The following is a 13,332-nucleotide window of genomic DNA, read 5'->3' as shown; positions in this document are numbered from 1 at the left end:
ATCACCACGGAATCTTCGGCAGCGCGCCGGCCACTGCCAACGCGACGATCACCCCGGCGACCAGGGTCGCCCACCAGTCCACCGATATCGAGCCGACTCGCTCGCGCCAATCACCCACCCGCCCACATTTGCGTGCGCGGCGCCAGCGGCCAAGTGATTAGATCGTGGTGAATCTAGCTGGCAGGCGGGCGCGGGCTGCGTTCGTTGAGCAGATCGATGACCCGTGCGGCGAGGTCGTCGATGCCGGCGCTGGTGGTGTCGAGCAGCAGGTCCGGATTCTCCGGCGCTTCGTACGGGGCATCGACGCCGGTCATGCCGGACAGCTGGCCGCTGCGGGCACGCGCGTACAGGCCCTTGGGATCCCGCTTTTCGCACTCGGCCAGCGACGTGGCGACGTAGACCTCGATGAAGGGCAGCTTGGCGGCTTCGTTGAGGGCGCGGGCGATTTCGCGATCGGACTTCAGCGGTGACACCAGCGATGCCAGCGCGACGACACCCGCGTCGGCCAGCAGCCGAGTCAAATGCCCGACCCGCCTGATGTTTTCGGCGCGATCGCCGGGGGAGAAGCCCAAATCGTCGGACAGGCCGTGGCGCAGGTTGTCGCCGTCGAGCAGGTAGGCCACCCGCCCCGACTCCACGAGCGCGCGCTCGACGGCCACCGCGATGGTCGACTTTCCCGACGCGGGCAGGCCGGTGAACCAGATCGTCGCGCCCGGTTGTCCGGTGGCCTGCCAGCGGTAGCCGCGGTCCAGCGACGACGGATGCCAACGGATGTCGGTGCGCGGATGCGCGCCCGGCTTGACCTCCCGTGCCTCGACGATGGTGCCGGCGCCGACGGTGTCGTTGGTGGTCTCGTCGATCAGGATGAACGCGCCGCTGTCACGGTTGTCGGTGTAGCTGTCGGCGATGACGACCGAGCTGGTCCGCAGCGTGATGGTGCCGATGTCGTTGAGTGCCAGTTCAACCGGGCCGTCCAGCTCGTCGAGCGTCTCGGGGTCCAGCCGCGTGTGCAGCGCCTGCACGGTTGCCCGCACGGTCTTGGTGGTTTGTTTGAGGGCCAGCCGGTCGCCGGCGCGCAGCGGTGAGTCCACGAACCAGCACACGGTCGCATCGAGCTCGCGGGCCAGCACCGGCGGAACCGCATCCTGGGCACCACTGACGAAGACGTCACCGCGGCCCACGTCGATGTCGTCGGCCAGCTCGATCGAAACCGACAGCGGGGCAACGGCAGTGGTGCGTTCGTCGTCGAGGGTGTCCACAGCGGTGACCGTCGAGCGGGTCCCGGCGGGCAGCGACACCACCGGGTCGCCGACGCTGAGCGTTCCCGCCGCGAGGCGCCCGGTATAGCGACGGCGCACGGCGGCGGTTGGTCGGGACACCCACTGCACGGGGAGGCGCAGCCGTGCCGGCTCGGCCTGCGGCGCGGCCAGTTCGATGCCCTCCAGGTACTCGAGTAGCGTGGGGCCGCCGTACCACGGGGTGCGGTCCGAGCGGTGCACGACGTTGTCCCCGTGCTTGGCGGCGATCGGGATGACGGTGATGTCCACGCCGCCGAGGCGTGCCGCCAACTGTCGTAGCTCGTCGTGGACCTCGGTGAACTTGCCCTGGTCGAAGTCGATGAGGTCGATCTTGTTCACGGTCGCGACAAAGTGCTTGATGCCCAACAGCTTTGCGATGCGGGCGTGCCTGCGGGTCTGGCGCAGCACTCCGGCGCGGGCATCGACGAGCAGGATGGCCACGTGGGCGTTGGAGGCGCCGGTGAACATGTTGCGGGTATAGCGCTCGTGGCCGGGGGTGTCGGCCAGGATGTAGCTGCGCGTGTCGGTGGCAAAGAAGCGGTACGCGACGTCGATCGTGATGCCCTGTTCGCGTTCGGCGCGCAGGCCGTCGGAGAGTGCGGCCAGATCCGCGATGCCATCGGTGTCGGTGACGGCTTCCAGGTGGTCCAGCGGCAGGCTGTCGGTGTCATGCAGGAGCCGCCCGATCAGGGTGCTCTTCCCGTCGTCCACGGAGCCCGCGGTGGCGATGCGCAGTAGCTGGCGGGTCACGGCCGTCATCAGAAGTAGCCCTCTCGCTTGCGGTCCTCCATAGCGGCCGCGGACGTGCGATCGTCGGCGCGGGTCTCGCCGCGCTCCGACACCGTCGCCGCGGCGATCTCGGCGATGACGCGGCCGATGTCGGTGGCCGCGGAGCGCACCGCCCCCGTGATCGTCAGGTCGCCGACGGTGCGGTAGCGCACCCACTCCACGGCGGAAGTTTCGCCGGGACGCGGCCCGGCGTACTGCGACACCGCCAGGAGAATCCCGTCGCGTTCGAACACCTCGCGTTCGTGGGCGTAGTAGATCGACGGCAGTTCCAGATTCTCGAGCTCGATGTAGCGCCACACGTCGAGTTCGGTCCAGTTGCTCAGCGGGAACACTCGCACCTGCTCGCCCTTTTTGATGCGGCCGTTGTACAGCGACCAGGGCTCCGGTCGCTGAGCGCGGGGATCCCACTGGCCGAACTCGTCGCGGAAGCTCAGGATCCGTTCCTTGGCGCGGGCCCGTTCCTCGTCGCGGCGCGCACCCCCGAAGGCCGCATCGAAGCCGCCGGCGTCCAGCGCGTCGAGCAGCGTGCGCGTCTGCGCCCGGTTCCGCGACGCCCCCGGCCCCGGGTCGGGCACGCGGCCGCTGTCGATGGATTCCTGCACCGAGGCGACGATGAGCTTGTGCCCGTGGCCGGTGACCCTACGGTCCCGGAATTCGATCACCTCGTCGAAGTTGTGGCCGGTGTCGACGTGCATCACCGGGAAGGGCAACGGCAGCGGCCGGAATGCCTTTTCCGCCAGCCGCAGCAGCACGATCGAGTCCTTGCCGGCGGAAAACAGCAGGACGGGGCGCTCCAGCTCGGCGACGACCTCGCGGATGATGTGGACCGCTTCGGCCTCCAGCAGGCGCAGTTCGTCGACGCGCCGTGCCCCGTTCGTGCTAACCGCCATTGAGCAAGACTAACCGCCCGGAAAACCCGTGGAACACCGTGAATTACGTTCACGCTGAACATAATTCTTGTGCGGCGCTTGGACGGGCTCAGGCCGAGCGTTCCAGCACCCGGAGGCCCAACGAGAACAGTAGTCGCACATCGGGATCGGCCAGGGACGTCGACAATAGCTTCTCGATCCGCCGCACCCGATAGCGGACGGTGTTCGGATGAACTTGTAGCCACTGCGCGGCGGCGCCGATGTCGCCGAAACTGTCCAGATATGCCCCCAGCGTCTCGGCGAGCACCGCATCCCGCGCGTGTAGGTCGCGTATCCGCGGATCGACCAGCCGCTCGTCGGCGGCGACCATAGTGACGATCTCGTCGAGCAAAACGGTCGTGCGCGCCTCGGCCAGCGACGTCACCTGTCCTATCGAAATCGGGTGTCGCTCAGCGCTGTCGAGCACCCGGTCAACCTCGATGCGTGCCGCGGCGGCCTCCGCCAGGCTCGCGATCGGCGCGGCGATGGCCGCGCGCAGCTCGACACCGAGCTCGGTGCGCAGTGCGCCGATGGTGCCGCGAACCCACGAGGTGACCGACCGCGTCGTCGCCGTCTGGGGCAGCAGCACGTAGATCCGTGAGCCGTTCGAAGCGACCTGGGCGTCACGCCGAAAAGCACTGGCGCTCAACGCTAAGACATCAGGCAACCGCGCATGGCGGGCATTGGCGTCCGCGGTGTCCCAGCCGATCACCGCGGCGTTCCCGTGCGTGGCGAGGCCGAGTTCGGCCGCGACGGCAGTCACGTCGGCCGGTTCGGTGTCGGTCAAGCCCAAAACCTGCTGCACCCGCCGCGCATGCGTCGACGGCCGGGCCAGCAGCCGCGACATGATCCTGGCGGCCAGCACCGCCGCGCCGCGCAGCATCTCGTCGGCGTCGTCAGCCAACGGCTGCGACCCTTGCTGCACCCAGATCGTGCCGGCGAACGCCGGCGGCCTGCGCGCTCCGGGTTGATGGATTCCGATGGCCAGCCGCGGCCGCAGGCCCAGTTCCGGGCGCTCGGCGACGCGCACCACCTCGTCACCGGATCGCAGCGCATCGAAGATGCCCCATTGGCCGATCCACTCCAAATGCTCGGGCGGGCCGGCGCGCCCCAGGATCGAAAGGCGGCGCAGCTCGTCGGCTTCCTCGTTGGAGGCCGAATAGGCGAGCACGTGCGACTGGGCGTCTTCGATGCTGACCATGCCGTGGATGCGGTCGGCGAGCGACTGGGCCAAGCCGAAGAGGTCGGTGCCCGAGTCGTCCACCGGATCGCCGCGGCCGCCGTGATGTTCCAGGACGTGATTGACCAACTGGTAGAGCCGTTCCCACCGCGCTCGCGGCTCCACGGCAACCACCGCCGACCCGGCCTCGACCGCCTTGGTCACCAGCGCGTCCGACGGCTCCTTGACGAACATCGCCACCGGCGCCCGCTCGCGCGCCTGACTCTCGACCCACCGCAGCGCCTCGTCGTCGGTCACTCCCAGCAGGAAGAACACGTCGGCCGATCCCGCCGCGGCCGCCAGGCCCAGTCGCACATCGTCGGAATCGATGAGCGCCGTCGAGCCCACCGGAAGGTCCAGGCCGCGCGGCGCGTCCACCAGGCTGACCAGGGTCGCGTCCAGCGCCAGCAGCAGCTGACCCAGCCCGACGCCAGGAACCCGCATGTTGTCCGATTCTACTACGTAGACGGGGCCATCTTGTCTGATCGGCTAACACAACGCGAGGCTGCGCCGAGGATCCTGGCAACATGGACGCGATCACTCAGGTGCCACTGCCGGCCAACGAGCCGGTCCACGACTACGCCCCGCAATCCCCAGAACGCACCCGCCTCCGTGCCGAATTGGCCGCTCTGGCCGACCACCCGATCGACCTCCCGCATGTCATCGGCGGCAAACACCGCATGGGCGACGGCGAGCGCATCGACGTCGTCCAGCCGCACCGGCACGCCGCGACGCTGGGCACCCTCACCAACGCCGTGCACGCCGATGCGACCGCCGCCATCGAAGCCGCGACCGCGGCGAAACCCGATTGGGCGGCAATGCCGTTCGACGAGCGTGCCGCGATATTCCTGCGCGCCGCCGACCTGCTGGCGGGGCCGTGGCGAGAGAAAATCGCCGCCGCGACGATGCTCGGCCAGTCCAAGTCGGTCTATCAGGCCGAGATCGACGCGCCCTGCGAGCTGATCGACTTCTGGCGCTTCAACGTGGCGTTCGCCCGCCAGATCCTCGCCCAGCAGCCGGTCAGCGGACCCGGGGAGTGGAACCGCAGCGACTACCGCCCGCTCGACGGCTTCGTCTACGCGATCACGCCGTTCAACTTCACCTCGATTGCGGGCAACCTCCCGACGGCGCCGGCGCTGATGGGCAACACCGTGGTGTGGAAGCCGTCGATCACCCAGACCCTGTCGGCGTACCTGCTCATGCAGCTGCTCGAGGCCGCCGGGTTGCCGCCCGGGGTGATCAACATGGTCGCCGGCGACGGCTTCGCGGTTTCCGATGTGGCACTGGCCGATCGGCGGCTGGCCGGCATCCACTTCACCGGATCGACGGCAACCTTCCAGCGGCTGTGGTACCACGTCGGGACTCATATCGGTCACTATCACAGCTATCCGCGCTTGGTCGGCGAGACCGGCGGCAAGGACTTCGTGGTCGCACACGCCTCGGCGCAGCCGGATGTGTTGCGCACGGCGTTGATTCGCGGAGCCTTCGACTATCAGGGCCAGAAATGCTCGGCCGCGTCACGGGCCTTCATTGCCCATTCGGTGTGGCAGCGGATGGGGGACGACTTCCTGGGCGAGACGGCCGCGCTGCGCTACGGCGACATCACCGACCTGACCAACTACGGCGGCGCGCTCATCGACCGGCGCGCCTTCCTCAAGAACGTCGACGCCATCGAGCGAGCCAAGGGCGCGCCGGCCATCACCATCGCGGTCGGCGGCGAATACGACGACGGCGTCGGATATTTCGTGCGGCCAACGGTGCTGTTGTCCGACGACCCGACCGACGAATCTTTCGCGACCGAGTACTTCGGCCCGCTGTTGTCGGTGCACGTGTATCCCGACGAGCAGTACGAACGAATCCTTGAGGTCATCGACACCGGATCTCGTTACGCGTTGACGGGCGCGGTCATCGCCGACGACCGCGGGGCCGTGTTGAGAGCGCAGGACCGGCTGCGGTTCGCCGCCGGAAACTTCTACGTCAACGACAAGCCGACGGGCGCCGTCGTAGGGCGCCAGCCATTCGGCGGTTCGCGAGGCTCGGGCACCAACGATAAAGCGGGATCGATGCTGAACATGTTGCGGTGGACCTCGGCGCGCACCATCAAGGAGACGTTCGTCCCGGCGACGTGGCACACCTACCCGCACATGGGGCCCGACTGATGGCCGGGGTTTTCGCGCATACCGTGCGACCTACCCTGCTGGCGGCCAGCCGGGCCGATGGCTTGCGTCGCGCGGTCGAACGGTCCGCAATCACCCGCAAAGTGGTTCGCCGTTTCGTTCCCGGCGATACGCTGGAAGACGTCCTGGATATCGTTGGTGCACTGCGGGATTCCGGTCGCTACGTCAGCATCGACTACCTGGGCGAAAACGTCACTGACGCCGAAGACGCCGCGGCGACCGTGCGGGAATACCTCCGGCTGCTCGAGGCGCTGGGCCGGCGCGCCGATACCTCGAGCGGTCGGGTGCGGCCGCTCGAGGTATCGCTGAAGCTGTCGGCGCTTGGGCAGGCGCTGGATCGCGACGGGGACAAGATTGCGCTGGAGAACGCCCGGATCATCTGCGAGCGAGCCGAGCGCGTGGGGGTCTGGGTCACCGTCGACGCCGAAGACCACACCACCACCGATTCGACGTTGTCGATCTCGGGCGATTTGCGGGTCGACTTCGGGTGGCTGGGCACGGTTTTGCAGGCCTACCTGCATCGCACGCTCGGCGATTGCGCGGACTTGGCCGCCGCCGGCGCGCGAATTCGATTGTGCAAGGGCGCCTACGACGAACCGGCGTCGGTGGCGTATCGCGCCGTCGGCGACATCGCCGAGTCCTACCTGGCGTGCCTGCGGGTGCTGATGGCCGGAAAGGGCTACCCCATGGTGGCCTCGCACGATCCGGCGATCATCGGCGCGGTTCCCGCCTTGGCCCGCGAAACCGGCCGTGGGGCCGGTGATTTCGAATACCAGATGCTGTACGGCATCCGTGACGCAGAGCAGAGACGGCTCGCCGATGACGGCAACCAGGTCCGCGTGTACGTGCCGTTCGGCGCGCAATGGTACGGCTACTTCATGCGGCGCCTGGCCGAGCGACCGGCCAACCTGACGTTCTTCCTGCGGGCGCTGGCCCAACGCCGCCACTGAGTGTGCGCCCAGGCACGCGAGTGTGCGCTCAGGCCGCCGTGGTCGCACACCCGACGGAGAGTCTCTAACCGCGGCGCGGCCGCCCACGTTCGCTCGCGAACCCGCGCACCACGTGCGCCCGCACGAACTGCGCCACCACGTCGGGGTCGTCCATGTCCAGTGTCGATGACGGCGTGCTGAACAGCGAAAAGAGTATGCGCGCAAACCATTCACCCGCGGCCTCGACGTCGAGGTCCTTGCGCACCTCGCCGGTGAGCTTCGCGGCGGAGAGATACGGGGCAAAAAATTCGACGCATTCGCGCAGCAGCACCGCGGCGTCCTTGGTGAGGAGGAGGCTGATCGCCTCTTCGTCGAAGTACTCCTCGGATGCGATCGCCCGCCGCGCCTGGGTCACGAACACCGCGGCATGGCTGAGCTTTTCCTCCAGTGAGTCGCCTCGGTCCATGGCCTTGGACATCTCGCGATAGAACTGCTCGGACGCATGCTCGGCGCACGCCTCGAGGACCGCGCCCTTGTCGCTGAAGTACTCGTAGACGGTGCTGCGGGATACGTTCGCCGCCTTGGCAATATCGACAATTGTCGTTTTCTGCAGACCGTGTTTGCGAAAGCATCCATAGGCGGACTCGATAATGAGTTCGCGGGTATCGGTCGGGTGCGTCATCCGGCCGGCGCGAGGATCAGCCCGCTGGTGGGCACCCCGGTTCCCGACGTGACCAGCACGTGTTCGACGTTGTCGACCTGGTTGTGTGAGGTGCCGCGCACCTGCCGTACCCCCTCCGTGATGCCGTTCATGCCGTGTATGTAGGCCTCCCCGAGCAGCCCGCCGTTGGTGTTGATCGGCAGCTCGCCACCGAGCGACAACCTTTCGATCGTGGCGAAGTCCTTGGCTTCGCCGCGGCCGCAGAAGCCGAGTTCTTCGAGCTGGGTGAACACGAACGGCGTGAAGTGGTCGTAGATGAAAGCGGTTTGGATGTCTTGGGGTTTCAGGCCCGAATCGCGCCACAGTTGCCTCGCCACCACCCCCATCTCGGGCAGCCCGGTGATGTCCTCGCGGTAGTAACTGGTCATCATCTCGCCGTTGTATGCCGCGCCCTGGGCGGCCGCGGCGATGATCGCCGGCGGCTGCCGAAGATCACGCGCGCGTTCGGCGCTGGTGACCACCAGCGCGACACCGCCGTCACTTTCCTGGCAGCAATCAAGCAGCCGCAGCACGGGTTCGACGATCCAGCGCGAGTTCTGATGGTCTTCCAACGTGATCGGGCGCTCGTAGAACCATGCGTCGGGATTGCGGGCCGCGTGCGCGCGGTCGACGACGGCGATGCGCCCGAAGTCCTCGTTGGTCACCCCGAAGGTCGACATGTAGCGCTGCGCGTGCAGCGCGACCCAGGCCGCGGGGGTGAGTAACCCGAACGGCGCGTAATGCGCCATGAACAATGGAGTTTCCGCGCTGGTGCGTCCGCTGCCGCCGAACCGGAAGCCGGAACGTTCGTTGAACGCGCGCCAGCACACCACCACGTCGGCGACGCCGGTGGCGACGGCCATCGCGGCGTGCACCACGGTGCCGGATGCGGCTCCGCCGCCGTGATGGACGCGGCTGAAGAAGCTCAGGTCTCCGATGCCCACGTTGCGTGCGATGTCGATCTCGTCGGTGGCGTCCATGGTGAAGGTGACCATGCCGTCGACGTCGGCCGGCGCCAAGCCAGCGTCGTCCAAGGCGGAACTGACTGCCTCGCAGGCCAATTGCAGCTCGCTACGCCCGGACTCCTTGGAGAACTCGGTCTGCCCGATCCCCGCGATCGCGCAGCTGCCGGGCAGCGAGCGACTCATCGGCCGACCGCGTCGAGCAGGCTGAGCACCGCGGTCCCGGAGACATGATCGCCGAGGCTGTTGGACGCCTTGAAGGCCACCTCGACGAAGTTCTCATCGCCTGACCCCTCGGTCTTCGACGTCACGGTGCCGGTGAAGCGCAGCGGATCGTCGGGGAAGCATGGCACGCCGAGGCGGATCGACAGGTTCTTGACCATCGCCTCGGGACCGGCCCAATCGGTGAGAAAACGCACGCAGTATCCGTTGCTGGTCAAGATGTTCATGAACAGGTTTGGTGAGCCCTGCTCGTTGGCGAAATCGCGGTCGTGATGCACTGGCATGAAGTCGCGCGAGGCGATCGCGCCCGCGACGATCATCGTTGTGGTGATCGGGATCTCGAGGGCGGTCACCTCGTCGCCGACTTCGATGTCGGCCCACCGCAGGGTCTCGGTTCGGTCTTTGGCGGTCGTCATCGGCGTCCTTCCGAATCGGCGGGCCGGAACTGGTGCAGCACAACGTCTCCGTCAGCCCCGTCGAAGGTCTGGTAGTAGACCTCGACCGGCGTGCCGACCGCGACATCGGCCGGGTCGATGCCGCACAGGTTCGAAACCAGCCGCACCCCCTCGTCGAGCTCCACCAGCGCGACGATGTAGGGATAGTCGAAGAAGGGGAACCGGGGTTCGTGCGGCATCACGTAGCTGTAGACGGTGCCGCGGCCCGACGATTCGACCGCTTCCCAGTCCAGGGAACGGCATTGGGGACACATTGGGCGGGGCGGATGGCGCAGCGCCCCGCATCCGGCACAGCGCTGAATCAGGAGCTTGTGTTCGCGTAGCCCGTTCCAGTAGAACTCGGTGTCCGGGCTGACGGCCGGCGCCAACCGGGGCGCCATCAGCGTTCCGGCCTGAATCGCAGCACGCGGAATCGCTGCCGCCCCAGCACCTCGCCGTGCTGATCGGTGTAGGTGATCACCCAGGTCAGGAAGTAGCCGGTTCCCAAAGCCGTCTTCTTCAAGTCCGACACGTCCTCGAAAACCGATGTCGCGCTGATGATATCGCCCAGCCGCGGATACCGTTCGATCTCGAATTCCGAGTTGGTCGCCACCGTGCTGGTGTATCCGGCCTCGTCGAGGAACGCGGTGGGATTGCCCTCGATCTCGACCGGCGCGCCTCCACGCTCTCTGATCCCTTCCAGTTTCGGCGACGGCATGATCCAGGTTTGCAGCATGACTGGAGGCGACACGATGCCGCCGAACCGCGACGACGCCGCGAACTCAGGATCGAGATACACCGGGTTCATGTCGTCGAGCGCGTGAGCCCAATGCCGGATCATCGGCTGATTGACCGGATCCGGTGCGACCGAAGGCCTTCCGGCCCCGCCCGTGCTCTGGCCGACGAGCGCCCGCAGCTTGTCACGAACCTGGCTTTCTGAATCCGTCACTCGGTCTCCAATCTATGACCCCTGGCACATCTCCCTCAACCGACCCGCGGGGTTGCGATCGGACACATTGCCCTGATGTGTCGTGCCGTTGTGTCTACCCTGGGCCCACTACGCCTGTCAATACACCGGCAACGCGGTGAAATAGCCCAGGATTTGCCATATTCGTGATTGACGCGCCGAGGGCGCGGGTGAACACTGGCTCTCGAGATGACCGACGTTCGGGTGAGGAAGCGCATGACCGAGCTACAAACTCCGCGTCCCCTTGTCGACACCTACCAGCTCTTCATCGACGGCAGATGGGTCGAGCCCGAAGGCGGTCGCTACGAGGACATCGACCCCGCCACGGAAAACACCATCGCCACGGCGCCCGACGCGAGCGTCGCGCAGGTCGGCGAGGCGATCGCGGCGGCCAGGCGGGCCTTCGACGATGGGCCCTGGGGGCGGACGGGTCCCGCAGAGCGCGCCGGCTGCCTCAATCAGCTGGGCGAGGCACTGATGAAGCACGCCGACGAGTTCTTCGCGCTCTCCCAGTCCGAGTGGGGCTGCGTCGCCAACGAGCGGGTGATGCAGATCGACGGCGCCGGATACATGTCCATGCACGCGGCACAGCTTGCCACGCAGTTGACCGACGAGCCGGTTACCGGCATCGGCGCCGGAACGACGTTGCTGCGTCGTGAGCCGCTCGGCGTCGTACCGATTCTGACGCCGTGGAACTTCCCGCACTGCCTGAATGTCATGAAGGTGAATAACGCTCTGGCGGCGGGCAATACCGTCGTCCTCAAGCCCTCCCCGTTGACGCCGCTGGCGGGGCTTGCGCTCGCCCGCATCATCGAGGAGGAGACCGACATCCCGCCGGGCGTGGTCAATGTCGTGACCCCGTCGGGCCTGGAGGCCGCGCGGCTGCTCACCACCGATCCGCGCATCGACATGATCAGCTTCACCGGCAGCTCGGCGGTCGGCTGCGAGGTGATGCGCGCCGCGGGTGACGCCATGAAGCGGCTGCTGCTGGAGTGCGGCGGGAAGTCGGCGAGCATCGTCCTCGACGACGCGCAAGTGACGGATGACATGCTGCGGCAGATGCTGTTCGACAGTTGCTCGCTGCACGCCGGGCAGGCCTGCATCCTGCACAGCCGGCTGCTGCTTCCGGACTCGCTGCACGACGACGTCGTCGACCGGCTCGTTGCGCTGGCTCGTGACGTGAAGGTCGGCGACCCGAAAGACCCCGCGGTGCAGATGGGTCCGCTGATCAGCGCGGCGCAGCTGCAGCGCGTGCAGGCACACGTCGAGGGGGCGATCCACGACGGAGCGAAGCTGGTAACCGGCGGCGGCCGCCCGCCCGGCCTGGATGTCGGTTTTTATTTCGAACCGACGATTCTCACCGATGTCGACGCCGATTCGACGATCGCCCAGGAGGAAGTGTTCGGCCCCGTGTTGTCGGTGCTGCGCTACCGCGACGACGACGACGCGGTCGCGATCGCGAACAACTCGCGCTACGGGCTGTCCGGCGCCGTATGGGGCGCCGACGTCGACCGGGCCGTCGGCGTGGCCCGCCGCATCCGCACCGGCCAGGTCGCGGTCAACGGCGTCGGGCCGGGCGACGCCCCGTTCGGCGGCTTCAAACTCAGCGGGTTCGGTCGGGAAAGCGGCGGAGTCAGCGGAATCCACCAGTACATGGAGGTAAAGGCCATCGGGGTCCCCGCCTGAATCACCGTGTTGCGGAAGAGGACACGGCGACCAGCTGACCGTTGGGATCGCGGAAGAGCATTTGTGCGGCAGTCCGTGAGCCTTTCGTAAACGGGTCGTCACATGCAAAGCTGCTGGGCATGGTTATCGCGATTGCCCGCCCCAAGCTCGAAGGCAACATCGCGGTCGGAGAGGACCGCCAAATCGGTTTCGCCGAGTTCGGTGCCCCCTGGGGTCGCGCGGTCTTCTGGTTCCACGGGACTCCCGGCGCCCGCCGGCAGATCCCGATCGAGGCCCGGGTCTACGCCGAGGAACACAACATCCGCCTGATCGGCATCGACCGGCCGGGCATCGGCTCGTCGACACCCCATCGGTACGCGAACATCCGGGCCTTCGGGGACGACCTGCGGACGATCGCGGACACATTGGGCATCGACAAGATGGCGGTCATCGGCCTGTCCGGCGGCGGCCCCTACGCGCTCGCGTCCGCCGCCGTGCTGTCGGATCGCGTGGTCGCGGCCGGCGTGCTCGGCGGCGTCGCGCCGTTCCTCGGCGACGAAGGGATCACCAGCGGTCTGATGAACCTCGGTAAGCGGGTGGCGCCGCTGCTGCGGGTGGGGGGTGACCCGCTGCGGATCGGCGCCAGCTTGGTGATCCGGATGATCCGTCCGGTCGCGAATCCCGCGCTGTATCTGTATGCCGCGATATCGCCCGAAGCCGACCGGCGCCTGCTCACCCGGCCCGAATTCAAGGCGATGTTCCTCGACGACCTGCTCAACGGCAGCCGCAAGCAACTGGCGGCCCCGTTCAACGACGTCATCCTGTTCACCCGCGACTGGGGTTTCCGGCTCAGTGAGGTCAAAGTCCCGGTCCGCTGGTGGCATGGTGACAGCGACCACATCGTCCCGTTTGCCCATGGCGAGCACGTCGTGTCCATGCTGCCCGACGCCGAGCTGTTCGTGCTGCCCGGCGAAAGCCATCTGGCCGGGTTGGGCCGCGGCGAGGAAATCCTGTCCACCCTGATGAAGATCTGGGACGAGCAGGCCTGACGCCGGCGGGTAA

General features: G+C 67.4%; 12 protein-coding genes. 4 read left to right on the top strand and 8 right to left on the bottom strand.

Annotation, left to right across the window (positions count from 1 at the left end; genetic code table 11):
* Nucleotides 1-173: 173 nt before the first annotated feature.
* The 3 genes from cysC to A5745_RS02290 form a co-directional block, all read right to left on the bottom strand.
* Nucleotides 174-2,057: an adenylyl-sulfate kinase gene (cysC, locus tag A5745_RS02300; protein ID WP_076114959.1), complete on the bottom strand. Its 1,884-nt coding sequence runs from the start codon at nucleotides 2,055-2,057 to the stop codon at nucleotides 174-176.
* Entirely contained in the window at nucleotides 2,057-2,977 is a 921-nt protein-coding gene (gene cysD / locus A5745_RS02295; RefSeq protein ID WP_076114958.1) for a sulfate adenylyltransferase subunit CysD, read from the bottom strand. Before cysD ends, cysC begins: the two co-directional genes overlap by 1 nt.
* Nucleotides 2,978-3,065: 88 nt before the next feature.
* Nucleotides 3,066-4,658 (bottom strand): CdaR family transcriptional regulator, encoded by a 1,593-nt coding sequence (locus A5745_RS02290; protein ID WP_076114957.1) that lies wholly within the window; start codon nucleotides 4,656-4,658, stop codon nucleotides 3,066-3,068.
* An 83-nt stretch (nucleotides 4,659-4,741) separates the two neighbouring features.
* On the opposite strand from A5745_RS02290, the gene pruA reads away from it, so the two are divergent.
* Together pruA and A5745_RS02280 are read left to right on the top strand one after the other, a co-directional pair.
* Nucleotides 4,742-6,373, top strand: coding sequence for an L-glutamate gamma-semialdehyde dehydrogenase (gene pruA, locus A5745_RS02285; RefSeq protein WP_076114956.1), 1,632 nt, complete (start codon nucleotides 4,742-4,744; stop codon nucleotides 6,371-6,373).
* Nucleotides 6,373-7,341: a proline dehydrogenase family protein gene (locus A5745_RS02280; protein WP_076114955.1), complete on the top strand. Its 969-nt coding sequence runs from the start codon at nucleotides 6,373-6,375 to the stop codon at nucleotides 7,339-7,341. Before pruA ends, A5745_RS02280 begins: the two co-directional genes overlap by 1 nt.
* A 64-nt stretch (nucleotides 7,342-7,405) precedes the next feature.
* Here A5745_RS02280 and A5745_RS02275 read toward each other — a convergent pair whose 3' ends face one another.
* Genes A5745_RS02275 through A5745_RS02255 form a run of 5 tightly spaced genes read right to left on the bottom strand, consistent with a single transcriptional unit; the run spans nucleotide 7,406 to nucleotide 10,587 of the window.
* The gene (locus A5745_RS02275) at nucleotides 7,406-8,002 is read right to left on the bottom strand and encodes a TetR/AcrR family transcriptional regulator (RefSeq protein WP_076057802.1); all 597 of its coding nucleotides are present in this window, start codon (nucleotides 8,000-8,002) and stop codon (nucleotides 7,406-7,408) included.
* Entirely contained in the window at nucleotides 7,999-9,168 is a 1,170-nt protein-coding gene (locus tag A5745_RS02270) for a lipid-transfer protein (protein WP_076114954.1), read from the bottom strand. Before A5745_RS02270 ends, A5745_RS02275 begins: the two co-directional genes overlap by 4 nt.
* Nucleotides 9,165-9,620: a MaoC family dehydratase gene (locus A5745_RS02265; RefSeq protein WP_076114953.1), complete on the bottom strand. Its 456-nt coding sequence runs from the start codon at nucleotides 9,618-9,620 to the stop codon at nucleotides 9,165-9,167. The genes A5745_RS02270 and A5745_RS02265 overlap by 4 nt, the downstream gene beginning before the upstream one ends.
* Nucleotides 9,617-10,039 (bottom strand): Zn-ribbon domain-containing OB-fold protein, encoded by a 423-nt coding sequence (locus tag A5745_RS02260; protein ID WP_076057805.1) that lies wholly within the window; start codon nucleotides 10,037-10,039, stop codon nucleotides 9,617-9,619. The genes A5745_RS02265 and A5745_RS02260 overlap by 4 nt, the downstream gene beginning before the upstream one ends.
* Entirely contained in the window at nucleotides 10,039-10,587 is a 549-nt protein-coding gene (locus tag A5745_RS02255; RefSeq protein ID WP_076114952.1) for a MaoC family dehydratase N-terminal domain-containing protein, read from the bottom strand. Before A5745_RS02255 ends, A5745_RS02260 begins: the two co-directional genes overlap by 1 nt.
* Nucleotides 10,588-10,821: 234 nt before the next feature.
* Here A5745_RS02255 and A5745_RS02250 point away from each other — a divergent pair, with 234 nt between their 5' ends.
* On the top strand, nucleotides 10,822-12,291 hold the full coding sequence (locus tag A5745_RS02250; RefSeq protein WP_076114991.1) for an aldehyde dehydrogenase family protein: 1,470 nt from the start codon (nucleotides 10,822-10,824) through the stop codon (nucleotides 12,289-12,291).
* 119 nt (nucleotides 12,292-12,410) lie between these two features.
* Nucleotides 12,411-13,319 carry an alpha/beta fold hydrolase gene (locus A5745_RS02245; RefSeq protein WP_076114951.1) on the top strand — a complete coding sequence of 303 codons (909 nt, stop codon included), beginning with the start codon at nucleotides 12,411-12,413 and terminating at the stop codon, nucleotides 13,317-13,319.
* The last annotated feature ends 13 nt before the right edge of the window (nucleotides 13,320-13,332 follow it).

This window comes from Mycobacterium sp. IS-2888, from assembly GCF_001954215.1.
In the GTDB taxonomy this organism is placed as follows: domain Bacteria; phylum Actinomycetota; class Actinomycetes; order Mycobacteriales; family Mycobacteriaceae; genus Mycobacterium.
The sequence above is the reverse complement of the archived record's forward strand: the minus strand, read 5'-3'. Positions and strand labels throughout refer to the sequence as shown.